At 73.8% G+C, this 25,735-nt stretch carries 21 protein-coding genes, 1 other RNA gene and 2 pseudogenes; 14 read left to right on the top strand and 10 right to left on the bottom strand.

The genetic code is table 11. The features are described from left to right. Positions 1-146 precede the first annotated feature (146 nt). From ACH4D5_RS00960 to ACH4D5_RS00950, 3 genes and pseudogenes are all read left to right on the top strand, one after another. Positions 147-2,237: pseudogene (locus tag ACH4D5_RS00960) on the top strand (acyl-CoA dehydrogenase); the annotation flags it as partial. A gap of 33 nt (positions 2,238-2,270) precedes the next feature. Beyond that, positions 2,271-3,455, top strand: a complete 1,185-nt coding sequence (locus tag ACH4D5_RS00955) for a lipid-transfer protein (protein WP_398297214.1) — start codon at positions 2,271-2,273, stop codon at positions 3,453-3,455. A 98-nt stretch (positions 3,456-3,553) separates the two neighbouring features. Beyond that, a complete protein-coding gene (locus ACH4D5_RS00950; protein ID WP_398297212.1) occupies positions 3,554-5,032 on the top strand; it encodes an MFS transporter in 1,479 nt (492 codons plus the stop codon). Positions 5,033-5,037: 5 nt separating this feature from the next. Here the strand turns inward: ACH4D5_RS00950 and ACH4D5_RS00945 are convergent, their stop codons facing one another. Genes ACH4D5_RS00945 through ACH4D5_RS00930 form a run of 4 tightly spaced genes read right to left on the bottom strand, consistent with a single transcriptional unit; the run spans position 5,038 to position 8,703 of the window. Continuing rightward, positions 5,038-5,670 carry a response regulator gene (locus tag ACH4D5_RS00945; protein WP_398298464.1) on the bottom strand — a complete coding sequence of 211 codons (633 nt, stop codon included), beginning with the start codon at positions 5,668-5,670 and terminating at the stop codon, positions 5,038-5,040. Between the two features lie 56 nt (positions 5,671-5,726). Continuing rightward, positions 5,727-6,992 (bottom strand): sensor histidine kinase, encoded by a 1,266-nt coding sequence (locus ACH4D5_RS00940; RefSeq protein ID WP_398297210.1) that lies wholly within the window; start codon positions 6,990-6,992, stop codon positions 5,727-5,729. A gap of 41 nt (positions 6,993-7,033) precedes the next feature. Then, on the bottom strand, positions 7,034-7,753 hold the full coding sequence (locus tag ACH4D5_RS00935) for an ABC transporter permease (protein ID WP_398297208.1): 720 nt from the start codon (positions 7,751-7,753) through the stop codon (positions 7,034-7,036). Continuing rightward, positions 7,753-8,703, bottom strand: coding sequence for an ABC transporter ATP-binding protein (locus ACH4D5_RS00930; RefSeq protein WP_398297206.1), 951 nt, complete (start codon positions 8,701-8,703; stop codon positions 7,753-7,755). The genes ACH4D5_RS00935 and ACH4D5_RS00930 overlap by 1 nt, the downstream gene beginning before the upstream one ends. Before the next feature lie 297 nt (positions 8,704-9,000). On the opposite strand from ACH4D5_RS00930, the gene ACH4D5_RS00925 reads away from it, so the two are divergent. From ACH4D5_RS00925 to ACH4D5_RS00915, 3 genes are read left to right on the top strand one after another with little or no spacing between them, the layout of a single operon-like run. Then, positions 9,001-9,855, top strand: a complete 855-nt coding sequence (locus ACH4D5_RS00925) for a MaoC/PaaZ C-terminal domain-containing protein (RefSeq protein WP_398297204.1) — start codon at positions 9,001-9,003, stop codon at positions 9,853-9,855. 37 nt (positions 9,856-9,892) lie between these two features. Then, positions 9,893-10,969 (top strand): Zn-dependent alcohol dehydrogenase, encoded by a 1,077-nt coding sequence (locus ACH4D5_RS00920; RefSeq protein ID WP_398297202.1) that lies wholly within the window; start codon positions 9,893-9,895, stop codon positions 10,967-10,969. 20 nt (positions 10,970-10,989) lie between these two features. Continuing rightward, complete coding sequence (locus ACH4D5_RS00915) at positions 10,990-11,937, top strand: 3-oxoacyl-ACP reductase (RefSeq protein WP_398297200.1); 948 nt, start codon at positions 10,990-10,992, stop codon at positions 11,935-11,937. Between the two features lie 97 nt (positions 11,938-12,034). Here the strand turns inward: ACH4D5_RS00915 and ACH4D5_RS00910 are convergent, their stop codons facing one another. Continuing rightward, positions 12,035-12,208, bottom strand: coding sequence for a hypothetical protein (locus tag ACH4D5_RS00910; RefSeq protein ID WP_398297198.1), 174 nt, complete (start codon positions 12,206-12,208; stop codon positions 12,035-12,037). 44 nt (positions 12,209-12,252) lie between these two features. After that, on the bottom strand, positions 12,253-13,536 hold the full coding sequence (locus tag ACH4D5_RS00905) for a hypothetical protein (RefSeq protein ID WP_398297196.1): 1,284 nt from the start codon (positions 13,534-13,536) through the stop codon (positions 12,253-12,255). 261 nt (positions 13,537-13,797) lie between these two features. Here ACH4D5_RS00905 and ACH4D5_RS00900 point away from each other — a divergent pair, with 261 nt between their 5' ends. Genes ACH4D5_RS00900 through ACH4D5_RS00890 form a run of 3 tightly spaced genes read left to right on the top strand, consistent with a single transcriptional unit; the run spans position 13,798 to position 16,850 of the window. Continuing rightward, positions 13,798-14,661 carry a Nif3-like dinuclear metal center hexameric protein gene (locus ACH4D5_RS00900; protein WP_398297194.1) on the top strand — a complete coding sequence of 288 codons (864 nt, stop codon included), beginning with the start codon at positions 13,798-13,800 and terminating at the stop codon, positions 14,659-14,661. Next, positions 14,658-15,401: a zinc ribbon domain-containing protein gene (locus ACH4D5_RS00895; RefSeq protein ID WP_398298462.1), complete on the top strand. Its 744-nt coding sequence runs from the start codon at positions 14,658-14,660 to the stop codon at positions 15,399-15,401. Before ACH4D5_RS00900 ends, ACH4D5_RS00895 begins: the two co-directional genes overlap by 4 nt. A 12-nt stretch (positions 15,402-15,413) precedes the next feature. Then, positions 15,414-16,850, top strand: coding sequence for a bifunctional RNase H/acid phosphatase (locus tag ACH4D5_RS00890; RefSeq protein ID WP_398297192.1), 1,437 nt, complete (start codon positions 15,414-15,416; stop codon positions 16,848-16,850). Positions 16,851-16,925: 75 nt separating this feature from the next. Here ACH4D5_RS00890 and ACH4D5_RS00885 read toward each other — a convergent pair whose 3' ends face one another. Continuing rightward, positions 16,926-17,543 carry a bifunctional 4-hydroxy-2-oxoglutarate aldolase/2-dehydro-3-deoxy-phosphogluconate aldolase gene (locus ACH4D5_RS00885; protein ID WP_398297190.1) on the bottom strand — a complete coding sequence of 206 codons (618 nt, stop codon included), beginning with the start codon at positions 17,541-17,543 and terminating at the stop codon, positions 16,926-16,928. Between the two features lie 77 nt (positions 17,544-17,620). Then, on the bottom strand, positions 17,621-18,427 hold the full coding sequence (gene yaaA, locus ACH4D5_RS00880; protein WP_398297188.1) for a peroxide stress protein YaaA: 807 nt from the start codon (positions 18,425-18,427) through the stop codon (positions 17,621-17,623). 347 nt (positions 18,428-18,774) lie between these two features. On the opposite strand from yaaA, the gene ACH4D5_RS00875 reads away from it, so the two are divergent. Beyond that, positions 18,775-20,217 carry an RNB domain-containing ribonuclease gene (locus ACH4D5_RS00875; RefSeq protein WP_398297186.1) on the top strand — a complete coding sequence of 481 codons (1,443 nt, stop codon included), beginning with the start codon at positions 18,775-18,777 and terminating at the stop codon, positions 20,215-20,217. Here the strand turns inward: ACH4D5_RS00875 and ACH4D5_RS00870 are convergent. Both ACH4D5_RS00870 and ACH4D5_RS00865 read right to left on the bottom strand, forming a co-directional pair. Continuing rightward, positions 20,199-20,819, bottom strand: a complete 621-nt coding sequence (locus ACH4D5_RS00870; protein ID WP_398297184.1) for a hypothetical protein — start codon at positions 20,817-20,819, stop codon at positions 20,199-20,201. The two genes, ACH4D5_RS00875 and ACH4D5_RS00870, sit on opposite strands and share 19 nt — an antisense overlap. A gap of 44 nt (positions 20,820-20,863) precedes the next feature. After that, positions 20,864-21,721 (bottom strand): MerR family transcriptional regulator, encoded by an 858-nt coding sequence (locus ACH4D5_RS00865; RefSeq protein WP_398297182.1) that lies wholly within the window; start codon positions 21,719-21,721, stop codon positions 20,864-20,866. Between the two features lie 149 nt (positions 21,722-21,870). On the opposite strand from ACH4D5_RS00865, the gene ACH4D5_RS00860 reads away from it, so the two are divergent. From ACH4D5_RS00860 to ACH4D5_RS00845, 4 genes and pseudogenes are all read left to right on the top strand, one after another. Further along, positions 21,871-22,827: an AraC family ligand binding domain-containing protein gene (locus ACH4D5_RS00860; protein ID WP_398297180.1), complete on the top strand. Its 957-nt coding sequence runs from the start codon at positions 21,871-21,873 to the stop codon at positions 22,825-22,827. After that, a pseudogene (locus ACH4D5_RS00855) lies at positions 22,739-23,521 on the top strand (DMT family transporter); the annotation flags it as partial. The gene ACH4D5_RS00860 and the pseudogene ACH4D5_RS00855, both read left to right, overlap by 89 nt. A 148-nt stretch (positions 23,522-23,669) precedes the next feature. Beyond that, positions 23,670-24,075: RNase P RNA component class A (rnpB, locus tag ACH4D5_RS00850), an RNA gene on the top strand. A gap of 259 nt (positions 24,076-24,334) precedes the next feature. Beyond that, the gene (locus ACH4D5_RS00845; RefSeq protein ID WP_398297178.1) at positions 24,335-25,714 is read left to right on the top strand and encodes a DEAD/DEAH box helicase; all 1,380 of its coding nucleotides are present in this window, start codon (positions 24,335-24,337) and stop codon (positions 25,712-25,714) included. Positions 25,715-25,735: the final 21 nt, after the last annotated feature.

The following is a 25,735-nucleotide window of genomic DNA, read 5'->3' as shown; positions in this document are numbered from 1 at the left end:
CGCCTCGCCCGGACGGGGAAAGCTCCGCCCCCGGCGCTGCCCCGCCACCTCACCCGGGCGGGGAGGGCTCCGCCCCCGGTGCCGCCCCGTCACCTCGCCCGGACAGGAAAAGCTCCGCCCCCGGTGCCTCCCCGCCACCCCACCCGGACCGGGAAAGCCCCGCCCCCCGCGGTGGTCCCCCCGCCCACTGGGAAGGGCTTGCCCGGCAGGGGCTGCTGGGGCTTCATCTGCCCGAGGAGTACGGCGGCGGGGGCGGCGGTCTCCTCGACCTCGTCGTGGTCCTCGAAGAGGCGGCGCGGGCCGCGCTTCCCGGGCCGTTCGCGGCGAGTTCCCTCGCCTCGCTGGTGCTGCACCGTGCCGGCGCGCGGACGCTCGCCGCCGAGCTGGCCCGCGGTGCGCGGATCGGCGCCGTGGCTCTGGGCGCGGGCACTCTCACCGCCGCCTCCCGGCCCGACGGATACGTCCTCGACGGCACGGCGCCGCCCGTCCTCTCCGGCGGCGAGGCCGACCTGCTCGTCCTGGCCGCGGCCTCCGCGGCCGGCCCGGTGTGGCTGGCCGTCGACGCCGCCGCGCTGACCGTGCGTACCCACCGGAGCGCCGACCCGACGCGGCCCACCGCCGAAGTGACCGCACGGGCCGCGCACGTCCCCGCGGACCGGGTCCTCGCCGTGGACTCCGCGCTCGTCCGCGACCTGGCGGCCACCGTGCTGGCCGCCGACGCCTGCGGCACCGCGGCGTGGGCGCTGCACACCGCGGCCGAACACGCCAAGACCCGGGAGCAGTTCGGCCGCCCCATCGGACGGTTCCAGGGCGTCAAGCACCTCTGCGCCGACATGCTGCTCCGCGTCGAGCAGGCCCGCGCCCTGACCTGGGACGCGGCCCGCGCCGCCGACGACCCGGACCTGCCGGACGACGTACGGGGCCTGGTCACCGCCCTCGCCGCGGGCACGGCCCTGGACGCCGCGTACTCCTGCGCCAAGGACTGCGTACAGATCCTCGGCGGCATCGGCTTCACCTGGGAGCACGACGCACACCTGTACCTGCGCAGGGCCGTCGTGGCGCGGCAGCTGCTCGGCGCGGGCGACGCCCACCGGCTGCGGGCCGTGCGGCTCGCGGAGGGCGGCGCGCGGCGCGAACTGCGCCTGGAACTCCCGGCGGAGGCGGCGGAGGAAGCGGCGGCCTGCCGCGCCAGGGCCCGCGCGGCCATCGCCCCGGCCCGCGGGCTCGCCCCGGACGCCGCCCGCAAGGCCCTCGCCCCCACCGGCTACGCGGCCCCCCACCTCCCCGCCCCGTACGGACTCGGCGCCGGACCCGTCGAACAGCTCGTCAGCCAGGAGGAGTTGAAGGCGGCCGGAGTCAAGATCGGTGACCTCGGCATCGCGACCTGGGTGATCCCCTCCCTCCTCGCGTACGGCACCGAGGCCCAGCGGCAGCGCCACCTCGCGCCCACCCTGCGCGGCGAACTGCTGTGGTGCCAGCTCTTCAGCGAGCCGGACGCGGGCTCCGACCTCGCCGCGCTGCGTACCCGCGCCGAACGCGTCGACGAGGGCTGGCGCGTCAACGGCCAGAAGGTGTGGACGAGCGCGGCCCAGTGGGCCGACCACGGCATCCTCCTCGCCCGTACGAACCCGTCGGCGCCCAAACACAAAGGGCTGACGTACTTCCTCGTCGACATGAAGAACACCCCGGGGATCGACGTCCGCCCCCTGAAGGAGATCACCGGCGACTCCCTCTTCAACGAGGTGTACTTCGACGACGTACTGCTCCCCGCGGACGCGGTCGTCGGACAGGTCGACGACGGCTGGCGGGTCGCCCGCCACACCCTCGGCAACGAACGCGTCCACATGGCCGACCAGTTGACCTTCGACACCGGGCTCGAAGCGCTCATCGCCCGCGCCGGTGAGCTGGACGGCGCGTACCGCGCACGCATCGGGGCGCTCGCCGCCGAGGCCCACGCTCTCGCCTGCATCGGCCTGCGCACCACCACCCGGCAGGTGGCGGGCGCGGAGCCGGGCGCGGGCGCCGCCGTCCGTAAACTCGTCCAGACCTCGCACCAGCAGAAGGTCGCCGAGCTCGCCCTCGAACTCCTCGGCGCGGCGGGCGCGGTGCGCGAGGGCCCGGGGGAGCGGGCGCTGCACGGCTTCCTGATGTCGCGCTGCCTGACGATCGCGGGCGGCACCACCCAGGTCCAGCTCAATGTCGTCGCCGAGCGGATCCTCGGCCTGCCCCGTGACTGATCCCAGGACTGATCCCATGACTGGAGGACCCTCATGAAGGCGTACGTCGTCGGTGTCGGGATGACCCGGTTCGAGAAGCCCGAGACGCGGGACTGGCAGTACTGGGACATGGCGAAGGAGGCCGGCGACAAGGCGCTCGCGGACGCCGGGATCACGTACGACCGCATCGAGCAGGCCGCCGTCGGCTACTGCTTCCAGGCCTCCACGGCAGGACAGCGCGCCGTCTACGAACTGGGCCTCACCGGCATTCCCGTCTACAACGTCAACAACAACTGCGCGACGGGGTCGACCGCGCTCATGATGGCGCGCCAGTTCGTCGAGGGCGGCCTGAGCGACTGCGTGCTCGCGCTCGGCTTCGAGAAGATGACGCGCGGGGCGCTGGGCGGAGGCGGCGAGGGCGACTTCGCGACGTCTCCCGTCGCCCGCCACTACGGCATCATGGCCGCGCGCCACGGCTTCGAGATGACCCCGCCCACCGCGCAGATCTTCGGCAACGCGGCCCGCGAGCACATGGAGAAGTACGGCACGACCGAGGCGCAGCTCGCCGCGGTCGGCGCCAAGAACCACCGGCACTCGGTGAACAATCCGTACGCCCAGTTCCAGGACGCGTACACCGTCGACGAGATCCTCGCCGCCAGGACCATCCACCGCCCCCTCACCAAGCTCCAGTGCTCCCCGACGTCGGACGGTTCGGCGGCGGCGGTCGTGGTCTCCGAGCGGTTCGTGGAGCGGCACGGTCTTGCGGGGCGCGCGGTGGAGATCGCCGCCCAGGCCATGACCACCGACACCGAAGAGTCCTTCGCCTCCGGGTCCTGCGTCGACGCCGTCGGACAGCCCATGTCGCGGGAGGCGGCGCGCCGGGTGTACGAGAGGTCGGGGCTCGGCATCGAGGACGTGGACGTCGTCGAGCTGCACGACTGCTTCTCCGTCAACGAACTCCTGACGTACGAGGCGCTCAGCATGTGCGCGCCCGGCGAGTCGGGAAAGCTCGTCGAGAGCGGCGCGACGACGTACGGCGGGCGCTGGGTGGTGAACCCCTCCGGCGGCCTCATCTCCAAGGGCCACCCGCTGGGCGCGACCGGCATCGCGCAGGTCGCCGAGCTGACCTGGCAGCTGCGCGGCGAGGCGGCGGCACGGCAGGTCGAGGGGGCGCGGGTGGGGCTCGCGCACAACATCGGCCTCGGCGGGGCGGCGGTGGTGACGCTCCTGCGCGGCTAGCGGGGCGGGAGGGGCGTTCGACCTAGGCCTCTGGGACCAGGACAGGGGGAGCGAATGCCCGATGCGTCGCTCGAATTCCGCTTGAGAGGATGGCTGTCATGGTCCAGACGCCCTCCACCGCTTACACAGCCGGTTCGGCTCCCGCCGCCTCTCCGGCCCGGTCCGCCCGGCCCGCTCGCCCGCCGAAGAAGTCCGTACCGGTGTGGGCGGTCCTGCTCACCGCCTGCGCCGGTCAGTTCCTGGTCGTCCTCGACGTGTCCGTGGTGAACACCGCGCTGCCGTCGATGCGCTCCGACCTGGGCATGAGCGCCATCGGTCTGCAGTGGGTCGTCAACGCGTACTCCATAGCCTTCGCCGGCTTCATGCTGCTCGGCGGACGGGCCGGGGACCTCTTCGGACGCAAGCGCATGTTCCTCGTGGGGCTCGGCCTCTTCACCGCCGCCTCCCTCGGCGGCGGCCTCGCGCAGGCCGAGTGGCAGCTCCTCGCGGCGCGGGCCGTGCAGGGCCTCGGCGCCGCCGTCCTCGCGCCGTCGACCCTGACGATCCTCACCTCCGCGGTGCCCGAGGGCCCGGCAAGGGCGCGGGCCATCGGTGTCTGGTCGGCGGTCGGCGCGGGCGGCGGCGCAGCGGGCGGTCTGGTCGGCGGTGTCCTGACCGACCTGCTCTCCTGGCGCTGGGTGCTCCTGATCAACGTGCCGGTCGGGGCGCTGGTGATCGTCGCGGGCCTGGCCTGGCTCACCGAGAGCAGGGCCGACCGGACGCGCCGCCTGGACGTGCCGGGCGCCGTCCTCGTCACGGCCGGACTCGCCACCCTCGCGTACGGCATCGTGCAGACCGAGGAGAAGGGCTGGACGGCCGCCCCGACCCTGCTGCCCCTGGCGGCCGGGCTCGCGCTCCTCGCGGCCTTCCTCGTGGTGGAGTCGCGCACGAAGGCGCCGCTGATGCCGCTGAAGCTGTTCAAGGTGCGGACGGTGTCGGCGGCGAACGCCGCGATGTTCGTGTGCGGCGGCGGCATGTTCGCCATGTGGATGTTCATGACGCTCTACACCCAGAACGTCCTCGGCTACTCCCCGCTCAAGGCGGGCCTCGCCCTCATGCCGTCCTCGCTCACCGTCGTCCTCGGCTCGATGCTCGCGCCGCGCCTGATGCCGGTGATCGGCGCGAAGAGCGTCTCCGCCCTCGGCATCCTCGTGGCCGCCGCGGGCTTCGGCTGGCAGTCGACGGCGATGACGGTCGACGGGGCGTACGTGACCTCGATCCTGCTGCCCGGCATGGCGATGATGCTCGGCGCGGGCCTCGCCACGACGCCGCTCGCCTCACTCGCCACCTCGGGCGCGGCGGCGGGCGACGCGGGGCTCGTGTCCGGCCTGGTCAACACCTCCCGCACGATGGGCGGCGCGCTCGGCCTCGCGGTGCTGTCCACGGTGGCCGCCGCGCAGATGAACGGCTCGGCGTCGCGCCAGGCGCTCACCGACGGCTACGCGATGGCGTTCCGGACGAGCGGGTTCATCCTGCTGGCGGGTGTGGTGGTGCTGCTCCTGTGGATGCCGAGGCAGCGGAGCTCCTCACAGGAGTAGGGGGGTCACAACCACCCCTGCTGCCGGGCCTCCCGGACCGCCTCCATCCGGTTCCGCGTCCCCGTCTTGCCGATCGCGGCGGACAGGTAGTTCCGCACGGTCGACTCCGACAGATGCAGTCTGCCCGCGATGTCGGCGACCGTGGCGCCGTCCACGGAGGCCTTGAGGACGTCCGCCTCGCGGCCGGTCAGGGGGCTCGGACCCGCGCTCAGCGCGGCCGCGGCGAGCGCCGGGTCGATCACCGTCTCGCCCCGCAGCGCCCGCCGGACCGCCTCGGCGAGCTCCTCGACGGGCCCGTCCTTGACCAGGAAGCCGACCGCGCCCGCTTCCATGGCGCGGCGCAGATAGCCGGGCCTGCCGAAGGTGGTGAGGATGAGGACCCGGCAGTCCGGGCACTCCTCGCGCAGCTCGGCCGCGGCGTCCAGGCCGCTGCGGCCCGGCAGCTCGATGTCGAGCAGCGCCACGTCGGGCCGGGCGGCCAGCGCCGCGTCGACGATCTCGTCCCCCGCCCCGACCTGCGCGACGACCTCGATGTCCGCCTCAAGCCCGAGCAACAGCGCGAGCGCGCCCCGCATCATGCCCTGGTCCTCGGCGAGGAGAACCCTGATGGATCTGGTGGGGCGGTGGTCCTGCGGCATCTCTTCCACGGGAGAAGAGTATGACGGCCAGTCAGGCACAGGGGATTCGCGTCGGCTCACGCTTCTCGGGCGCCCGTCGGGGCGGGTGTGAGGGAGGTGGCCGGGACGGGGTCGGTCTCGGTGGCCGGGAGGATCGCTGTGACGCGGAAGCCGGTGCCGGGGGCCGGGCCCGAGGTGAGGGAGCCGCCTGCTGTCGTGAGGCGTTCGGTCAGGCCCTTCAGGCCGGTGCCGGGTGCCCCGGCGCCCCCGCCGCGGCCGTCGTCCGTGATGTCCAGGCGGGTCTGTTCGGAGGTGCCGGTGACCTCGATCTCGCAGTGGGCGGCGCCGGAATGGCGTACGACGTTGGTGGCGGCTTCGCGGACCACCCAGCCGAGGAGCGCCGCCGTCTGCGGGGCGAGGGGCGGGCCCGACTGGCGTACGACCGTGTCGATGCCCGCCGCGCCGAGCAGATCGCGGGCGCGGTCGAGCTCCGTGGCGAGGCTGCCCTCGCGGTAGCCGGTGACGGCCTCGCGGATCTCGGTGAGCGCCTGCCGGCCGACGGACTCGATGTCGGCGACCTGGCCGAGTGCCGCGTCCAGGTCGCGGGGGGCCAGGCGGCGGGTGGCCTCCGCCTTCACCACGATCACGGAGAGCGTGTGGCCGAGCAGGTCGTGCAGGTCCCGGGAGAAGCGGAGGCGTTCCTTCTCGACGGCGGCGCGGGCCAGTTCCTCGCGGGTGGCGCGGAGTTCACGGACGGCCTCGGACAGGGAGAGGATCGCGGCGGTCACCATGGTGGAGAGGAAAGTGCCGTAGGCGATGTTCACCGCGTCCCAGCCCTCCCTGAAGCCGCCGATGCCGCCGGCCAGGACGCTCAGGCCCAGGCCGACGGGGCCGAGGCCGCGCCCCCGCACGACGGCTCCGGTGGCCAGGCCGAGGAGCGGGAAGAACATCAGCCAGTTGCCGCCGTAGCCCGCGGCGAGGGCGATGGTGAGCACGGCCAGGGCGCCGAGGGCCCGGAAAGTGGCGGGTGCGGTGCGCTTCTCCTTGTCGAAGGCGCGGAACACCACGGAGATGTAGAGGGAGTTGAAGGCGATCAGACCCACGCCCGCGATCCACGGGTTGGGCGTCTTGCCCTGGAGGAGGTGCGAGAAGGCGCCCATGCCCATGAGCAGCCAGGGCAGCAGGGCGAAGCCGTTGGGCGGGCCGAACTCGTGCGGGGGGATCTCGCCCGCCTTCTTCTTGGCGCGCCAGGCGGGCTTGGCCTCCGCCCATGCGGACTTCCACGTCCGGCGGGCGTGCTGCCACTCGTGCATCCGGCAGCTGACCTTGTTCTTCCAGGACATGTCCACGTTCCTCGTCCTCCGGCTCATGCGGCTCACGCGGCTCACGCGGTGCGCGCGGCCCGCCGGTACGAGACAACAGCGTACGAACCGAACGCGAGCAGCCAGCAGAGCAGGACCGTCACGGTGACGAGGCCCGGCGCTTCGTGCTCGGTCACGGCGACGCCGAGGTCCGCGAACCGGTGGGTGGGTGTGTAGTCGGCGACGGTGCGCAGCCAGTCGGGGAACTGGGTGATCGGGAACCACAGGCCGCCGAGGACCGAGAGGCCGAGATTGCAGGCGATGTTCACGACTCCGGTGGACTGGGCGGTGAGACGGTAGCCGTTGCCGAGTCCGAGGAAGGTGAACGGCAGCGAGCCGAGCCACAGCAGCAGCGCGGCCGCCGCCCACTGCCAGGCGTCCATGCGCACGCCGTTGACCAGGCCGCCCGCGACGAACACCGCGGCGATCGAGGGGAGCACGGTGACCGAGCCGTTCAGGGCCCGGCCCGCGACGACCTCGCGCGGGGTCATCGGCGTGACCCTGAGCTGCCGCAGCCAGCCGACGGACTTGTCCTCGGCGACGCCGGTGCCGGTGTTCATGGCCGCGCCCAGCGCGCCGTACGCGGCCATGCCGATCATCGTCTGCGTCTTCCAGGCGTCCGCGTCGTCCCCGCCGACGTTGGTGAACAGCAGAAACATCAGGACCGGCATCGCGACCGCCGAGATCACATAGCCGGGGTCGCGCAGCGTCCTGCGGACCTCGAGTCGGAGGTAGGCGAACATCAGAAAGTCTCCAGAGCGGTCGGGGAGGTGGAAGCGGAGGTGAGGGCGAGGAACGCGTCGTCCAGGGAGGCCGGTGCGACCTCGAGGCCCCGGATCGCGCCGAGCGAGGCGAGCGCGAGGACCGTCGCGTCCGAGTCGTCGGTACGCAGCCGGGCCCGGTCGCCGCGCACCTCCAGGGAGCGCACCCCGGGCAGCTCGGTGAGCCCGGCCGTGCCGCCGCCCGCCAGGTCGAAGGAGACGAGGCTGCCGCCGGCGGCGCGCCGCAGCCGGTCCCCGGTGCCGTCGGCGACGATCCGGCCGCGGTCGAGGACGACGATCCGGTCGGCGTGCGTCTCGGCCTCCTCCAGGTAGTGGGTGGAGAAGAGGACGGTGTGGCCGCGCCGCGCGTAGGTGCGCATCGAGGTCCAGAAGGCGATGCGGGCCTCGACGTCGAGGGCGGCGGTCGGCTCGTCGAGCACGAGCAGCGCCGGGTCGCCGGCCAGCGCCACGGCGAACCGCACCCGCTGGCTCTGGCCCCCGGAGAGCCGGTCCACGCGCCGGTCGGCGAGTCCGGCGATGCCCGCGAGGTCGAGGGCCCGGGCGACGGACAGCGGCTCCGGGTACGTCCGGGCGACGAAGGAGACCAGCTCGCGGACGGTGACGCGCGGCACCTGGCGGCCCTCCTGCAGCATCGCGCCGACCCGGCCGGCGGCCACGGCGTGCTCCGGGGAGCGCCCGAAGAGCCGGACCGTGCCCGCGTCGGGGTCGTTCAGGCCGAGCAGGAGGGAGAGCGTGGTGGACTTGCCCGCGCCGTTGCGGCCGAGCAGCGCGACGGTCTCGCCCCGCTCGATCCGCAGGTCGACGCCGTCCACGGCGCGGACCCCGCCGAAGGTCTTGACAGCGCCGTCGAACGCCACCGCGGGCGCGTCCTCCGATGTGTTCGTCATGGCTGCGACTGATGTCTTCGTCATGACCACGACGCTACGAATCCGGGGCGGGGCGGCGGCAGATGCGGTTGTACGGACCCTGCCGGTACAAATGTCACCGTCACCCGACGGTGCCCGAGATCTGACGTCGCGTCAGGAGGGTTCACAAGTGCTGGGGCCTCGGCTATACATGGGATCGCCGGACTGGAACGCGTTCTAGAACCGGCCGGTTCGCGGACCGTTCGCCGACCGGCCTCCGGCCCTGTCACGACCTCGGTGCGGCCGACGGTGCGGACGGTCGCACCGAGGTCTTCTCCCGTCGGCCCAAGGAGCTGCCCCCCGATGCCCATCGACGCCGAGAAGGCCATGGCCGCCGAGCCCCGGTCCGCCGAGATCGCCTGGGACCACAAGGACGTCCAGCTCTACCACTTGGGCATCGGCGCCGGGCTGCCCGCCACGGACCCGGACGAGCTGCGCTACACCCTGGAGTCCAGGCTGCACGTCCTGCCCAGCTTCGCCACCGTCGCGGGCGCGGGCATGGGCGTCGTCGGCGGACTCTCCGCGCCCGGCATCGAGGTGGACCTGGCCGCCGTCCTGCACGGCGGCCAGAGCATCACGCTGCACCGCCCCATCCCGGTCCGGGGCAAGGCCGTCACGACGTCCCGGGTCGCCGCGGTGTACGACAAGGGGAAGGCCGCGATCCTCGTCCTGCGCTCCGACGTCGCCGACGACGACGGGCCGCTGTGGACGAGCGACGCGCAGATCTTCGTACGCGGTGAGGGCGGATTCGGCGGCGAGCGCGGGCCCTCCACCCGTGTTCCCGCACCCGAGGGCGACCCCGACCTGGAGGTCGAGCGCCCCGTCCGCGAGGACCAGGCGCTCCTCTACCGCCTCTCCGGGGACTGGAATCCGCTGCACGCCGACCCCGAGTTCGCCGCGCTCGCCGGCTTCGACAAGCCGATCCTGCATGGCCTGTGCACCTACGGAATGACACTCAAGGCCGTCGTCGACACCCAGCTCGGCGGCGACGTGACCCGCGTCCGCGGCTACAGCACCCGCTTCACCGGCATCGTCTTCCCCGGCGAGACGCTGCGGATCCGCATGTGGCGCGCCGAGGGCCGCGTCCAGGCCACGGTCACCGCCGTCGAACGGGACGACGCGCCGGTCCTCGCCGACACCGTCGTCGAACACGTCTGAGGCGTCGAACACGTCTCCGTACGAGAGGAGCCGCGCCATGCGCGCAGCCGTACTGCACGAGACAGGCCAGGAGAAGCTCGAAGTCCTCGACGACCTGGAGACGGCGGGCTTCGGCCCCGGCAAGGTGAAGATCCGGGTCCGGGCCACCGGGCTCTGCCACTCCGACCTCTCGGCGATGAGCGGCGTGCTGCCGCAGCCCGCCCCCTTCGTCCCCGGCCACGAGGGCGCCGGCGAGATAGTCGACGTCGGCGACGGCGTGAGCGGCCTCGCCCAGGGCGACCGGGTCCTCCTCTGCTGGCTCCCCGCCTGCGGCACCTGCCCCGCCTGCAAACGCGGCCAGACCCACCTCTGTCTCGCCGGGTTCATGAACGCGGGCACCCCCAACTTCAAGCGCCCCGGCGGTGACGTCTTCGGCTTCGCGGGCACCGGCACGTTCGCCGAGGAGGTCGTCGTCGACGCCGGGTGCGCCGTGCCGATCCCGGACGACGTGCCCTTCGACATCGCGGCGCTGATCGGCTGCGGCGTGACGACGGGGCTCGGCGCGGCCGTCAACACGGCGGACGTGGCGGTCGGTTCGTCGGTCGCCGTGATCGGCTGCGGCGGCGTCGGCATCTCCGCGATCCAGGGCGCCCGGCTCAAGGGCGCGGCGCAGATCGTCGCGGTCGACCCGGTCGCGTCGCGCAGGGAGGCGGCGCTCGCGTTCGGCGCCACGGAGGCGGTGGCGCCCGGCGAACTGGCCGACGCCAAGCAGCGGATCACCGCGGGCGAGGGCTTCGACTACGTCTTCGAGGTCGTCGGCAAGTCGGCCACGACCCGCACGGCGTACGAGACGACGCGGCGCGGCGGCACGCTCTGCGTCGTCGGCGCGGGCGCCATGGACGACCACCTGCAGCTCAACATGTTCGAGCTGTTCTTCGACGAGAAGCGCATCCTGCCCTCCATGTACGGCGGAGGGGACGTCCTCACGTCGTACGAACGGGCCATCGCGCTCTGGCGGGCGGGCCGCATCGACCTGGCGGGGATGATCACGCACCGCGTGCAGCTCGCCGAGGTCAACGAGGCGCTGGACCAGATGCGCACGGGTGTCTCCCTGCGCACCTGCATCGAGATCTGACCGCTCCGAGCGTCGAAGGGATGCAGATGTCACTGCCACTTGAGGGCCTGTCCGCGGTCGTCACCGGTGCGGGCCGCGGGCTCGGCCGTGCCGAGGCGCTGGAACTGGCCAGGCTCGGCGCGAGCGTCGTCGTCAACGACTTCGGGCAGCCGGGACGCGACGGCTCGGGCGAGGCGTCGGCCGCGCCCGCCGAGGAGGTCGCCGCCGAGATCAGGGCGGCGGGCGGGCAGGCCGTCGCCCACACCGGTGACGTCGCGGACCACGAGCAGGCCGGCGGCCTTGTGCGGTCGGCGGTCGAGACGTACGGAAAGCTCGACATCCTGGTCAACAACGCGGGCATCCTGCGGGACCGGATGATCTTCTCGATGAGCGAGTCCGAGTGGGACTCGGTCATCCGCGTCCACCTCAAGGGCCACTTCAATACGACTCACTTCGCGTCGGCCCACTGGCGCGAGCGCTCCAAGGCGGCGGGCGGCCCGGTCTACGGCCGGATCGTCAACACGTCGTCCGAGGCCTTCCTCGCCGGGTCGGCGGGCCAGCCCAACTACGCCGCGGCGAAGGGCGGCATCGTCGGCCTGACGACGTCGACGGCGCTGGCCCTCGCCAAGTACGGGGTGACCGCCAACGCCATCTGCCCCCGGGCCCGTACGCGGATGACGGAGGACGTCTTCGCCGGGTTCGAGGAGCCGTCGGAAGGCCGCCTCGACCCGTTGGCGCCCGAGCATGTCGCCCCGCTGGTGGGGTACTTGGCGTTGCCCGCCGCGGGGCGGGTCAACGGACAGCTGCTCGTCGTCCACGGCGGCATGGTCGCCGTCGTCGAGCGGCCCAAGGTGGCGGCGAAGTTCGACGCGGCGAAGGAGGCGTTCACCTTCGACGAGCTGGACGAGGCGCTCTCCCCCTACTACGCGGACCGCCCGGCGAACGAGACGTTCGCGGCGGCGGAGGTCCTGGGCCTCAAGCGGGGCTGAGCCCCGGGCCGGGGAGGGAGAGGAACGGAGAAAGGCCCCGCCCCGTGCCGCTCGTGACGGCGTGGGGCGAGACCTTTCTGCGACGAGCCACTCGGCGTCAGGACTGCGGGTCCTGCCTGCGGTGCCGCCCCCGCGGCGCCGTCGCCTCGTCGTGCTCGGCCACCGGGCCCCGGTGCCTGCCGGCGCCGACGTGCGCGCCGGTGGGCACAGTCGTCGGCCGCTGTGGCGCGGTGTTCTGCTGTGTCTCCGTGACGGTCTCGGTCATAGTCAAGCCATTCACCCCGTAAAGAAGATCGTTCGTACAGCCGGGCGAGTCTAACCGCCCGCCGTCCGCCCGCCGAGGGGTGCCTGCTGCAGCGGTACGGGGCGTGCCGCCGCGGGCTTCGGGGGGTGGGCCGGAGGTGGCTGCGGGGTGGGTGGTGCGTCGGCCGGCGGGGGTTCGCCGGCGGCGGGCCGTGCGGGTTCGGGGGCGGGTGCGGACGTGGCGGCGGGCGCGGGTGCGGAGGCGGGCGGCGCGGGGCCCCGCACGCGGGCGACTCCGCACGGAGTCGCGCTCGTCGCGTACGGCAGACACAGGGTGCCCTCCCGCGTCCACCACCCCGAGCCGGTCAACCACCCCGGGGGCGCGGCCAGTTGCTGCACCTGTCGCCGGGCGGGCCGCCACAGCCCGAGCCAACTGCCCCCGCTTCCACGGCCCGCACCGCCCCCGCCGCCGGCCGCCGGGCCGTCGATCCGCAGCGCCACCCCGCAGGACTCCGGCGTGAGCACCTGCCCCGGCTGGATCGCGAACGGCGTCACCGCGAGGCCGGGCAGCCGCAGGCTCTCGGGGAAGCGGACCGGCCGCGTGCCGCCGAGGACGCCCCAGCCCAGGCGGTGCTCGCCCGGGGCGTCGGAGCGGATCAGGAGCAGGCCGCTGCCCGCGTCGGCGAGCAGCAGCCGGTCGTCGCTGTCCTCGGAGATCTGCAGGAGCGGGGAGACCTCGCCGCCGCGCTCCAGGTCCACCGCGACCGTCTTGGTGCGGCCGTCCAGCTCGCGGTCCAGGGCGAGCATGCGGTCCGTGCCGTCCAGCCAGACGCCGCCCGAGCACCGGCCCGGCACCTCGGCGAGGTGCTCGGGCCCGAAGGCGCCGCCCGCCACCAGCCAGACGTCCGAGGCACGCGCGCCGGGCGCGAGGGCGTACGCGCGAGTGCCGCCCGGCGCGGGCGGCAGCAGGCTCAGCTCGCCGCACTCCACGGCCCCCAGCGGCACCTCACCGGTGGCCGGACCCGTCGGGTACAGGAGGGCGAAGGTGTGCCGCTCGCCCACCACGCGGTGGATGAGGACACGGCCGTCGGCCATCGGGAGCACTTCCGTGGCCGGTTCCTCCGGCTGGTTGCCGGGCAGCGGCACGGCGTACGGCTCGGCGGAGCCGAGGGTCCAGCGTTCGGGATACCAGGAGTCCGGAGCGCCCGCGGCGCGGGCGAGGCGCGCGGCGTACGACCCGTCCGCCGCGATCGTGCACCCCGCGGCGCGGGCGGGGACACGGACGCGGGCGCGGGCCCGGGGCGGTGGCGGCACTGGGGGCGCCGGTGGCGCCGGTGGTGCTGGTGGCGCTGTCATCGTGGGTGTCACCTCCGGCCCCGAAGCTAGTTTTCGCACGCACTGACGTGGCACCGACGAGCGTCCGCTTCACACAGAAGGGTGGAGATGTCCGGATTCGCCTGAGGGAGCAGGAGCGGTTGTGCTGCGCGGGGCTCTTCCGTGCCGTCGGCCGGGTCGCTCGCGCGGTTCCCCGCGCCCTCTTCGGGGCCCTCCGTGGCGGTCCGGTAGCGGCGGGTGACGCACGACATGCCGGGCGCGGCGGGAAGGTAGCCTTTCTTCGTGCCCCGTCTGTCTGAAGTCATCGCCGCGCTCGACGCCCTGTGGCCCGCCGAACTGGCCGAGAGCTGGGACGCGGTCGGCACGGTGTGCGGAGACCCCGAAGCGGAGGTCTCCCGGGTCCTCTTCGCCGTCGACCCCGTCCAGCAGATCGCCGACGAGGCGGTCGCGCTGGGAGCCCAGCTCCTGGTCACCCACCACCCCCTCTACCTGCGGGGTACGACGACGGTGGCGGCGTCCACCTTCAAGGGCCGCGTCGTCCACGACCTGATCAAGCACGACGTCGCGCTGCACGTCGCGCACACCAACGCCGACCGCGCCGACCCCGGCGTCTCCGACGCCCTCGCGGGCGCCCTCGACCTCCGCGTCGTACGCCCCCTCGTGCCGGACCCCGCCGACCCGCACGGGCGTCGCGGCCTCGGCCGGATCTGCGAACTCGACCACCCCCTGACCCTGAGCGAGCTGGCCGAGCGCGCCGCGAAGCGGCTGCCCGCCACCGCGCAGGGCATCCGCGTCGCCGGCGACCCCGCCGCGCAGATCCGCACCGTCGCGGTCAGCGGCGGCTCCGGCGACAGCCTCTTCGACGACGTGCGCGCCGCCGGCGTGGACGCCTTCCTCACCGCGGACCTGCGCCACCACCCGGCGTCCGAGGCCCGCGAACGCACGCCTCTCGCGCTGCTCGACGCGGCGCACTGGGCCACCGAGTGGCCCTGGTGCGAGCTGGCCGCAGCCCAGCTCGACGAGATCTCCGACCGGAACGGATGGGGACTGCGCGTCCACGTCTCGAAGACGGTCACCGACCCCTGGACCGCCCACGCGGCGTCCACGACTTCTGACACTTCTCAATCCTCTGGAGCCCCCAACTGAACGCCGCGCCCGCCGACCAGATCCGACTGCTCGACGTCCAGGCCCTGGACGTACGCCTGCAGCAGCTCGCGCACAAGAAGAAGTCCCTGCCCGAGCACGCCGAGATCGAGTCGCTGACCAGGGACCTCACGCAACTGCGTGACCTGCTCGTCGCCTCGACGACCGAGGAGAGCGACTGCGCCCGCGAGCAGACCAAGGCGGAGCAGGACGTCGACCAGGTCCGTCAGCGCGCGGCCCGCGACCAGCAGCGCCTGGACTCCGGCGCGGTCACCTCGCCCAAGGACCTGGAGAACCTCCAGAAGGAGATCGTCTCGCTGGCCAAGCGCCAGGGTGACCTGGAGGACGTCGTCCTGGAGGTCATGGAGCGCCGCGAGTCCGCCCAGGAGCGGGTCGCCGAGCTCACCGAGCGCGTCTCGTCCGTCCAGTCGAAGATCGACGACGCGACGGGCCGGCGTGACGCCGCGTTCGAGGAGATCGACGGCGAGGCCGCGACCGTGGGCAAGGAGCGCGAGGTCGTGGCGGCCTCCATCCCGGCCGACCTGCTGAAGCTCTACGACAAGCTGCGCGAGAAGGAGGGCGGCGTCGGTGCCGCCAAGCTCTACCAGCGGCGCTGCGAGGGCTGCCGCCTCGAGCTCAACATCACCGAGGTCAACGAGGTGAAGGCGGCGTCCCCCGACACCGTGCTGCGGTGCGAGAACTGCCGCCGCATCCTGGTCCGTACGTCCGAGTCCGGCCTGTAAGGGCCTTCTGGGATGCGGGAGTTCATCGTCGAGGCCGACGGCGGGTCACGGGGCAACCCGGGGCCCGCGGGCTACGGCTCGGTCGTCATCGACGCGGCCACGGGCGAGACCCTGATGGAGGCCGCCGAGTACATCGGCGTCGCGACGAACAACGTCGCGGAGTACAAGGGCCTCGTGGCGGGCCTGAAGGCGGCCCACCAGCTGGACCCGGCCGCCTCGGTGCACGTCCGCATGGACTCCAAGCTCGTCGTCGAGCAGATGTCGGGCCGCTGGAAGATCAAGCACCCCGACATGAAGCCGCTCGCGGCGGAGGCCGCGCGGATCTTCCCCGCCTCCCGCGTCACGTACGAGTGGATCCCCCGCGAGCGCAACAAGCACGCGGACCGGCTCGCCAACGAGGCGATGGACGCGGGCAAGCGGGGCGAGCGGTGGGAGCCGTCGAACTCGACGGCGGACCTCGACACGTCCGCCGCGCGGGCGGCGGCCGGACCCCCGCCGGGCCCGCCGGGCGACGCGGCGGCGGGCGCGGCGCTGGCCCGCGCGGCCCTGGCGACGACGGCCCGGGGGCCGCAGCAGCCTCCAGCCGGAACCACCGCTCCGGGCGCTTCGGCTTCCGGGCAGGGCATTTCAGTCTCGGATGCGGCCGTTTCGGGGCGCGGGGCCGCTGCGCAGGGTGCCGTGGCTCCGGGCCACGGAGCCTCCGCGCCCGCGCCCGCGCCTGCCGCCGAGCCGGTGCCCTCCGGGGCCGGCGCGGCGGACCGCGTCGACGTTCGTGCGGCGCGCAACGCCGCCACCCCGCCCGTGGGCTGGGCCGCGCCCGCCGACCTCGGCGCCCCCGCGACCTTCGTCCTGCTGCGGCACGGCGAGACCGCGCTCACGCCGCAGAAGCGGTTCTCCGGGAGCGGTGGGTCCGATCCGGCCCTGTCGGACGTGGGGCGCGAGCAGGCCGAGCGGGCCGCGGCCGCGTTCGCCGCGCGCGGCACGATCCAGGCGGTCGTCTCCTCGCCGCTCAGGCGCTGCCAGGAGACCGCGCGCATCGTCGCCGCCCGCACCGGACTCGACGTACGCATCGAGGACGGCCTGCGCGAGACGGACTTCGGGGCCTGGGAGGGCCTGACCTTCGGTGAGGTGCGCGAGCGCCACCCCGACGAGCTCAACGCCTGGCTCGCGTCACCGGAGGCGGCACCGCCGGGAGGCGAGTCCTTCGCGGCGGTCTCCCGGCGCGTCTCGGCGGCGCGCGACCGGCTCGTCGGCGCGTACGCGGGACGCACGGTCCTGCTCGTCACGCACGTCACGCCCATCAAGACGCTGGTGCGGCTCGCGCTCGGCGCCCCGCCGGAGTCCCTGTTCCGCATGGAGCTCTCGGCGGCATCGGTGTCGGCCGTGGCGTACTACGCCGACGGCAACGCGTCGCTGCGCCTCCTCAACGACACGTCGCATCTGCGCTAGCGCAGGACACGTCACACTTGCGCCAGCGCAGGACGCGTCACACTTGCGCCAGCGCAGGACACGTCAACGCCTGCGTCAGCGCAGGGCCGCGGCCTCGCGGGCCAGGGACTCGACGCGGTCCCAGTCCTTGGCCGCGACCGCGTCGGCGGGAAGCATCCAACTGCCGCCCACACAGCCGACGTTCTTGAGCGCGAGGTAGGTCGGCGCGGTGCCGGCCGTGATCCCGCCGGTCGGGCAGAACCGGGCCTGGGGGAGCGGGGCGCCCAGCGACTTCAGGTAGGCGGTGCCGCCGGCCGCCTCCGCCGGGAAGAACTTCATCTCCCGTACGCCGTGTTCCAGGAGCGCCACGACCTCCGAGGTCGTCGAGACGCCCGGCAGGAACGGCACGCCGGAGCCCTGCATCGCGTCCAGCAGCGACTCCGTCCAGCCGGGGCTGACGAGGAAGCGGGCCCCCGCCGCCACGGAGTCGGCGACGTGCCGCCCCGTGATGACGGTCCCCGCGCCGACCACCGCGTCCGGCACCTCGGCGGCGATCGCCGAGATCGCGTCGAGCGCGACCGGCGTCCGCAGGGTCACCTCGATCGCGGGCAGCCCGCCCGCGACCAGGGCCCGCGCCATCGGCACGGCGTCCTGGAGGTCCGAGACGACGACTACGGGGATGACGGGGGCGAGGTCCAGTACGGAGGAGGTCATGAGGGCATCCTGCCCCGGTGGGAGCAGCACGCGCAAAGCCCGTTGCGCATGCTGCAATCCTTTAAAGTCAGGGCCGGTCAGTGGATCTCCCGCACCACCACGTCCAGCGCCCACGGCTTGCCCGGCTTGGCCGGAGCCTCCGCCTCCACCACGTGCCCCAGGTCGCGCAGCGCCTCGACCAGCTCGGCGGGGTCTTTCGGCTCGGTCCCCGTGGTCAGCAGGGAACGGACGATGCGGCCCTTCGTCGCCTTGTTGAAGTGCGACACGACGGAGCGCTTCTCGGTGCCGGTCTTCTCGTCGAGCTGCGCGTGCAGCACGCGTACGGTCGCCGTCCGGCCGGCGAGCTCACCCTTCGGCTTCCACGCCGCCGCGTACGCGGACGACCGCAGGTCCAGGACGAGGCCTTCGCCGGCCGCTTCGGGCATGACGGAGGCCATCGGCGTACGCCAGTACGCGCCGAGGGCGCCGATGCCCGGCAGCTTCACGCCCATCGAGCAGCGGTAGGAGGGGATCCTGTCGCCCACGCCGACGGCGCCCCACAGGCCGGAGAAGACCAGCAGCGAGCGGGTGGCGCGGCGCTTGGCGGCGGCGTCGAGGGAGGCGAGGTCGAGGGCGTCGTACAGCACGCCCGTGTAGATCTCCCCGGCGGGCCGGGCACCGGCCGTACGCAACCCGGCGTTCTTCGCGACCTCACCGCGGAGCCCCTCGCTCAGACCGAGCACGTCGCGGGCCTTCTCCTCGTCCGCGGTGCACAACTCGACGAGCTCGTCGAGAACGGCCTGCCGCGCGTCGGCGAGCCCCGGCAGCGACAGGGACTCCGGCTTGAGGGGGGCGCCCCGGCCGGAGGAAGCCTTGCCTTCGGACGGCGGCAACAGGACGAGCACGATCGGACTCCTTAAGCGGTACGGGGGAGGGGTGCGGCCCCGGTGAAAGCGTACGGGGCGGGTCCTGCCGCGAAACATCGCGGAGCAACCCCCACCCACCCGCCCCTACCCCCGCAGGCCGCCGCGGGGGCCCCCCACCCACCCGCCCCCACTCCTGCGGGGCGTCACGAGGGCACCCCCGCCCACCCGCCCCTACCCCCGCGAAACGGTGCGGGGTGAACGGGTGGGTGGGTGGGAGGTATCCGCCGCGGAGCGGCGGGCTTGGGGTTCCTGGCCCGGCGGGACGGCGACGTGACGCAAGGAGGCAAGCGCGTGCCGGAACCCCGGCGCGGCCCTACGCTCGGGACATGCCCCGCCGCCACCTCCGCCTCACCACCGCCCCCGACGCCCCGCTGCGAACCGCGCTGCGGGATCTGCGTACGAGACTGGACGTGCCCGGAGAGTTCCCCGCCGGCGTCCTCGCGGAGGCGGAGCGTGCCGCCGCCGCGCCCCGGCTGCCGGAGTGCGACGCCACGGACATCCCCCTCTTCACCGTCGACCCGCCCACCTCTGTCGACCTGGACCAGGCCATGCACCTGTCGCGGCGCGACGGCGGCGGCTTCCGGGTGAGGTACGCGATCGCCGACGTAGCCGCGTATGTCGCGCCGGGCGGGCCCCTGGACGCCGAGGCGCATCGGCGGGTCACGACCCTGTACTTCCCCGACGGGAAGGTCCCGCTGCACCCCGCCGTGCTGAGCGAGGGCGCCGCCAGCCTGCTGCCGGGCCAGAGCTGTCCCGCCGTGCTGTGGACCGTCGACCTCGACGCGGACGGCCGCGCCGTGGCGACCGACGTGCGCCGTGCCCTCGTACGCAGCCGGGCGAAGCTCGACTACGAAGGCGTGCAGCGAGCCATCGACGGCGGCACCGCGGAGGAGCCCGTCGCGCTGCTGCGGGACATCGGGCTGCTCCGCGAGCGGCAAGAGGTCGAGCGGGGCGGGATCTCGCTCGGCGTGCCCGAGCAGGAGATCGTCGAGCGCGACGGAGCGTACGAACTGGCCTTCCGCGCCCCGCTCCCCGCCGACGGCTGGAACGCCCAGATCTCCCTGCTCACCGGCATGGCCGCCGCCGAGCTCATGATCGCCTCGGGGGCGGGCATCCTGCGGACGCTGCCCAGCGCCCCCGACGGAGCCGTGGGCCGGCTGCGCCGCACCGCCGACGCGCTGCACATCGACTGGCCGCACCACATGCCGTACGCACGGCTCGTACGCTCCCTCGACCCGCGCGAGTCGCACCACGCCGCCTTCCTCCAGGAGTGCACGACGCTGCTGCGCGGCGCGGGCTACACGGCGTTCAGCGGCGGCAGGATCCCCGAGCTCACCACCCATGCCGCGGTCGCCGCCCCGTACGCCCACTGCACCGCCCCCCTGCGCCGCCTCGTCGACCGTTATGCCTCCGAGCTCGCCCTCGCGGCCTGCGCCGGCGCGCCGCCCCCCGAGTGGGTGCTCGCCGCCCTGGACGAGCTGCCCAAGGAGATGGCGGACGGGGCGCGGCGCGGCAACACCGTGGAGCGGGAGTGCGTGGACATCGTCGAGGCCGCCCTGCTGAAGGAGCGGGTCGGGGAGGTCTTCGACGCGGTGGTGGTGGACGTGAAGGAGGGCGAACCGGCCGCCGGCACCGTGCAGTTGACCGAGCCGGCGATCGTGGCCCGCGTCGTGGGCGGCTCGGCCCAGTTGCCGTTGGGGGAGCGGATGCGGGTCCGGCTCACGCAGGCCGACCCCGGCACGGCGAAGGTTCAGTTCGCGCCCGCGTGAGGGCGGTGGCCGCCGAGCGCCGTGAGGTGGTCCCGCAGGGCCGTGAGGAGCCGGTCCGGCTCGTCCGCGTGCAGCCGTACCGTCGTCACCTCGCGCCGCTTCCCCAGGAAGCCGACATCGGTGACGGGCCGGGCGAGCTCCAGGGTGAGTGACGTCGTCGACGCGACCGGCACGGCGAGCACGCCGTCGGCGGCCTCGTGCGTGAACAGGCGCTCGGCGCGTACGGCGGAGACCAGCTCCAGCGGTATCCGCAGGTCCCGGTGGGCGCCCTGGCGCACCCGCAGCGCGTCCCGCGACAGCACGTGCGGGCGGGTCACGGACGCGGCGTGGATGCCGATCATCAGGAGCACGCCGTAGACGTCGACGACCAGCACGACGGCGTGGAGGGTCGGCCAGTGCCGCAGCAGCACGGACATCCCGAACGACTCGACGACACAGACGAAGGTCAGGCCGTACATGATCGCCGCCTGTCCGCGGGCGTGCCCGAAGGCACGGTCGCCGGCCGCCGGGCGCACCCCGTGCCGCCGCCGGGTCACCCACATCAGGAGGCTGGCCAGCACGCGCAGCTCGTGCCCGACGAGCCGCCGAGCGGGTGTGGGCACGGCCGCCCGGAGGACCTTCGTCCAGGCGCTCCCTGTCCGCGTTCTCATCCCGCCCCCCGCCCTTCCGCCCTCTCGTCCGCTTCATTTCCGCGGCGCACGAGCAGCCGCATCGCGCGGCGTACGGCCTCGGCCTGCGCGGGCGCGAGGTCGGCGAAGAACGCTTCGAGGAAGCCGTCGTCGCGGCTCCCGCGGCCCTCGGCGAGAGCCTGGGCGCCCTCGGTCCCCAGCTCCGTCAGGAGCGAGTCCGGCAGCGCGTCGGCGAGTGTCCGCGCGGCCTCGTCCACGGCGGCGTCCGTGCCGGGTTCCGCGAGGTCGGCGTCGGCGAGGGCGTCGAGCCGCGCGTACACCTCGTGGGCCCGCTCCACCGCGCCGGGCGTGCCGAGCGCAGGACGCATCGCGGCGAGGAAGGCGTCCCGGTCCTCCGGCGAGGCGGTGGTGTCGAGCAGGACGAGGAAATCGCGGTCCTTCGCGGCCATCACGGACTCCGTGCCCTGGCGCCCCTCCGACGCGCGGGCCATCTCTCCGAAGAAATCGGCCAGTTCGGGGGAGACGGGGCCCTCGGGCGACAGGCGCCCGCGCTCCGCGTCGTCGAGCAGGACCCGCAGCCGTGCCCTGTGCTCCCGGATCGCGGTCTCCTGCCGGGCGAGGTCCTCGTCGAGTTCCGTGAGGACCTCGGCGAGGTCGCGGCCCGCGTCGGCCGCGAGCACGTCCCGCACTTCGGCGAGACCCAGACCCAGCTCGGTCAGCCGCCGGACGCGGGCCAGCACGACGGCGTGCCGCAGCCCGTACGCGCGGTAGCCGTTGGGCCGCCGTTCGGGCTCCGGCAGCAGGCCCTGGTGGTGGTAGTGCCTGATGGCACGCGTGGTGACGCCGACCAGGCCGGCGAGTTCTCCGATCCGCATGCCCTCAGTAGAAACGTTGACGCTGCGGCAAGGTCAAGCACACGCGGGGCCGGACCGCTGCCCGGCACGGGCGCCGGTGTGCCACGATCGCGGGAAAGGCTCCGAGCTCACGGAGGCCGACGATCCGATCTCGCCGGGGGAGCGGCCACATGGACCACGAGGCGACGGCGGCCGGGCGTCCGCGCGAGCTTGCGGTGTGGGCCCGGGCTCCCGTGGGGCCCCGCGGCCAGACCCTCGACCTGCTGACCGCGCGCTTCGACCGGCACCGCTACGCGCCGCACTACCACGAGGAGTTCACCGTCGGCGTCTGCGTCGGCGGCTCGGAGGTCATCGACTATCGCGGCGGCCGGCTCGACATCGGGCCGGGTTCCATCGTCGTCCTCGCGCCCGGAGAGGTGCACACCGGCGGCCCCGGCGCGACCGGCGGCTACGCCTACCGCGCCATGTACCCGGCGCCGTCCCTCCTCGGCGAGGGCACCAGGACCCTGCCGCACTTCCGCGACCCGGTCCTCGACGACCCCGGCCTGGCCGCCGCCCTGCGTGCCGCGCACACCGGACTGAGCGCGCACGCCGACCCGTTGGAGGCCGAGTCCCGGATCCCGTGGCTGCTCACCGCCCTCGCCCGCAGACACGGCACCGCCCGGCCCCTCGACGACCGCGTGCCCGGCGCCGACCGCATCGCCCGCGCCGTGCGCGACCGTCTCGCGGACGAACTCCTCACCCCGCCCACCCTCGCCGAACTCGCCGCACCGCTCGGCCTCTCCCGCTACCAGCTCCTGCGCGCCTTCCGTACGTCGACGGGGATGCCGCCCTACACCTGGCTCGCCCAGCACCGCGTGCAGCGGGCCCGCGCCCACCTGGAGGCGGGCCTGCGCCCGGCCGAGGCGGCGTCCCTGGTGGGCTTCGCCGACCAGGCACACCTCACGCGCTGGTTCCGCCGGGTGCTCGGGGTGACCCCGGCGGCGTACCGCAACAGCGTTCAAGACACCGGCGGCCGAGGCGGCCGAAACTGCGCGCATGACGGCACGCGGCTGGTTCCTCTTCTCCCTCATGGGTGTCCTGTGGGGCATCCCCTATCTCATGATCAAAGTGGCGGTCGACAGTGATCTGTCACCGTCGATGGTGGTCTTCACACGCTGCGCGCTCGGCGCGGCGATCCTGCTCCCCTTCGCCGTACGACAGGGCGGACTCCCCGGCGTACTCAGGACGCACTGGCGCCCCATGCTGGTCTTCGCCTGTGTGGAGATCCTCGGCCCGTGGTGGACCCTGACCGACGCCGAGCGCCGCATCTCCAGCTCCACGGCCGGGCTCCTCATCGCCGCCGTCCCGATCATCGGCGCGCTCCTCGCCCGCTTCTTCGGGGACACCGAGCGCCTCGGCGCGCGCCGCCTCACCGGCCTCGGGCTCGGTCTGGCGGGCGTCGCCGTCCTGACGGTGCCGCACCTGACGGGCGGCGACGCCTGGTCCCTCACGGAGGTCATGCTCACCGCCCTCGGCTACGCCATCGCCCCGCTGATCGTCGCCCGTCATCTGCGCGGCATCCCCACCCTGCAGCTCATCGCGCCCTGCCTCACCCTGGCCGCCCTGGTCTACGCCCCCGCGGCGGCGGCGAGCTGGCCGGAGACCATGCCGGACACCGAGACCCTGGCCTCGCTCGCGGGCCTCGGTGTCATCTGCACGGCCCTGGCCTTCGTCGTCTTCCTCGAACTGATCAGGGAGGCGGGGCCGACCCGCGCGGTCGTCTTCACGTACGTCAATCCGGCCGTGGCGGTGGCCGCGGGCGTCACGTTCCTCTCCGAACCGCTGACGGCGGACGTCGTGGCGGCCTTCACGCTGATCCTCGCCGGCTCCTTCCTGGCGACGGCGGCGACGGCGACAGCGGCGGCGACGACGTCGGGCGTGGCGTCCGGCCCCGGGACCCGCCGGGTACCATGGTCGGCACGGCAGACGAGCCGGGCGGGCGGCCGCGTGAAGACCCCTTCGGGGGCCCTTCCCGAGGAACGTCCGGGCTCCACAGGGCAAGGTGGTGGCTAACGGCCACCCGGGGTGACCCGCGGGACAGTGCCACAGAGAACAGACCGCCGAGGGCTCCGGCCCCCGGTAAGGGTGAAACGGTGGTGTAAGAGACCACCAGCGCCTGAGGTGACTCAGGCGGCTAGGTAAACCCCACCTGGAGCAAGGTCAAAAGGAGCGCCGTCACAAGCGCTCTGCGCGGACGTTCGAGGGCTGCCCGCCCGAGTCCGCGGGTAGACCGCACGAGGCCGACAGCAATGCCGGCCCTAGATGGATGGCCGTCACCGCGACGTCCGCGAGGACCCGCGGTACAGAACCCGGCGTACAGCCCGACTCGTCTGCCTTTCTCTCAGCCATCCGGTGGAAGGGCGCCGGAAGGTAGGGTGTAAGGGGTGGGCGGTGCGCCATGGCCCGGGGGTGTCGGTCGTAGGTCATAGGGCCGACGGTCCGGGTGGTGTGGCGGATTCGTGGTCCTTCATCCGTGCCGGGTCCGGATGGACAGCCGTTCACGTCCGCCGCCGGGCGCCCCGGCGACAGCCGTTCGACACCTGCCGAGCCTTCCTCGGTACGTTCCCCACGTTTCCCGCCGGAAGGCTCACCGTGAATCACCAGGACCGCCCCGACCGCCCCTCCTCCTTCGCCGAGCTCGAACTGCCCGGTGAGCTGTTGCGGGCGCTCGACCGGCTCGGGGTGCGGGAGCCCTTCCCCATCCAGGCCGCCACCGTGCCCAGCGCCCTCGCCGGACGTGACGTCCTGGGCCGCGGGCGCACCGGGTCCGGCAAGACGCTCGCCTTCGGGCTGCCGCTGCTCGCCAGGATCGCCGGGCGGCGCGCCGAGCCGAAGCAGCCCCTCGCGCTGGTCCTGGTGCCCACGCGCGAGCTGGCCCAGCAGGTCACGGAGGCGCTCACGCCGTACGCCGAGGCGCTGCGGCTGCGCCTCGCCACCGTCGTCGGCGGCATCTCGATCGGCCGCCAGGTCGCCGCGCTGCGGGACGGCGCCGAGGTCGTCGTCGCCACCCCCGGTCGGCTGCACGACCTCATCGACCGCAAGGCCTGCCGCCTGGGCCGGGTCGGGATCACCGTCCTCGACGAGGCCGACCAGATGTGCGACATGGGCTTCCTGCCGCAGGTCACCGAGGCCCTCGACCAGGTGCGCCCGGACGGCCAGCGGATGTTGTTCTCGGCCACCCTGGACCGCGACGTCGACCAGCTGGTCAGCGACTATCTCCACGACCCCGTCGTCCACTCGGTCGACCCGTCGGCGGGCGCGGTGACGACGATGGACCACCACGTCCTGGTCGTCCACGGCCCCGACCGGTACGCCGTCACCACGGAGATCGCCGCCCGCGACGGCCGCGTCCTGCTCTTCCTCGACACCAAGCACGCCGTCGACCGGCTCACCAAGCACCTGCGGGACAGCGGAGTGCACGCCGCCGCCCTGCACAGCGGCAAGTCGCAGCCGCAGCGCAGCCGGACGCTCGCCCAGTTCAAGGGCGGCCAGATCACCGCGCTCGTCGCGACCAACGTCGCGGCCCGCGGGCTGCACGTCGACGACCTCGACCTGGTGGTCAACGTCGACCCGCCCACCGACCCCAAGGACTATCTGCACCGCGCGGGCCGCACCGCGAGGGCCGGCGAGTCCGGCCGCGTGGTCACCCTGGTGCTGTCCGCCCAGCGCCGCGAGATGAGCGAGCTGATGGCGGAGGCCGGCATCGAGCCGAAGGTCACCAAGGTGCGCTCGGGCGAGGCGGAGCTGAGCAGGATCACCGGGGCGAAGGCCCCCTCGGGCACCCCGCTCGACCGCGGGCCCGCCGAGACCCGCCCCAAGAACGTCAACACCCCGTTCCGCGGCCTCGGCTCCAGCAAGGACGCCTCCCGCGGCACGGGTGGCGGCGGTGCGGGCGGCAAGTCCCGCAAGGGCAGCGAGGCCCGCAAGCTCGCGGAGGCCCGCAAGGCGGCCCGGGTGCGGCGCGGGGGCTGAGCGCCCGCCCCCGCCCTGCCG

Source organism: Streptomyces sp. NPDC018029, from assembly GCF_044327655.1.
Lineage (GTDB): Bacteria > Actinomycetota > Actinomycetes > Streptomycetales > Streptomycetaceae > Streptomyces.
The sequence above is the reverse complement of the archived record's forward strand: the minus strand, read 5'-3'. Positions and strand labels throughout refer to the sequence as shown.

Excerpts from the sequence above, each read along its gene's own strand:
- ACH4D5_RS00955 (WP_398297214.1), top strand. The coding sequence starts at position 2,271 with ATGAAGGCGTACGTCGTCGGTGTCGGGATGACCCGGTTCGAGAAGCCC.
- ACH4D5_RS00950 (WP_398297212.1), top strand. The coding sequence starts at position 3,554 with ATGGTCCAGACGCCCTCCACCGCTTACACAGCCGGTTCGGCTCCCGCC.
- ACH4D5_RS00945 (WP_398298464.1), bottom strand. The coding sequence starts at position 5,670 with ATGCCGCAGGACCACCGCCCCACCAGATCCATCAGGGTTCTCCTCGCC.
- ACH4D5_RS00940 (WP_398297210.1), bottom strand. The coding sequence starts at position 6,992 with ATGTCCTGGAAGAACAAGGTCAGCTGCCGGATGCACGAGTGGCAGCAC.
- ACH4D5_RS00935 (WP_398297208.1), bottom strand. The coding sequence starts at position 7,753 with ATGTTCGCCTACCTCCGACTCGAGGTCCGCAGGACGCTGCGCGACCCC.
- ACH4D5_RS00930 (WP_398297206.1), bottom strand. The coding sequence starts at position 8,703 with ATGACGAAGACATCAGTCGCAGCCATGACGAACACATCGGAGGACGCG.
- ACH4D5_RS00925 (WP_398297204.1), top strand. The coding sequence starts at position 9,001 with ATGCCCATCGACGCCGAGAAGGCCATGGCCGCCGAGCCCCGGTCCGCC.
- ACH4D5_RS00920 (WP_398297202.1), top strand. The coding sequence starts at position 9,893 with ATGCGCGCAGCCGTACTGCACGAGACAGGCCAGGAGAAGCTCGAAGTC.
- ACH4D5_RS00915 (WP_398297200.1), top strand. The coding sequence starts at position 10,990 with ATGCAGATGTCACTGCCACTTGAGGGCCTGTCCGCGGTCGTCACCGGT.
- ACH4D5_RS00905 (WP_398297196.1), bottom strand. The coding sequence starts at position 13,536 with ATGACAGCGCCACCAGCACCACCGGCGCCACCGGCGCCCCCAGTGCCG.
- ACH4D5_RS00890 (WP_398297192.1), top strand. The coding sequence starts at position 15,414 with ATGCGGGAGTTCATCGTCGAGGCCGACGGCGGGTCACGGGGCAACCCG.
- ACH4D5_RS00885 (WP_398297190.1), bottom strand. The coding sequence starts at position 17,543 with ATGACCTCCTCCGTACTGGACCTCGCCCCCGTCATCCCCGTAGTCGTC.
- ACH4D5_RS00875 (WP_398297186.1), top strand. The coding sequence starts at position 18,775 with ATGCCCCGCCGCCACCTCCGCCTCACCACCGCCCCCGACGCCCCGCTG.
- ACH4D5_RS00865 (WP_398297182.1), bottom strand. The coding sequence starts at position 21,721 with ATGCGGATCGGAGAACTCGCCGGCCTGGTCGGCGTCACCACGCGTGCC.
- ACH4D5_RS00860 (WP_398297180.1), top strand. The coding sequence starts at position 21,871 with ATGGACCACGAGGCGACGGCGGCCGGGCGTCCGCGCGAGCTTGCGGTG.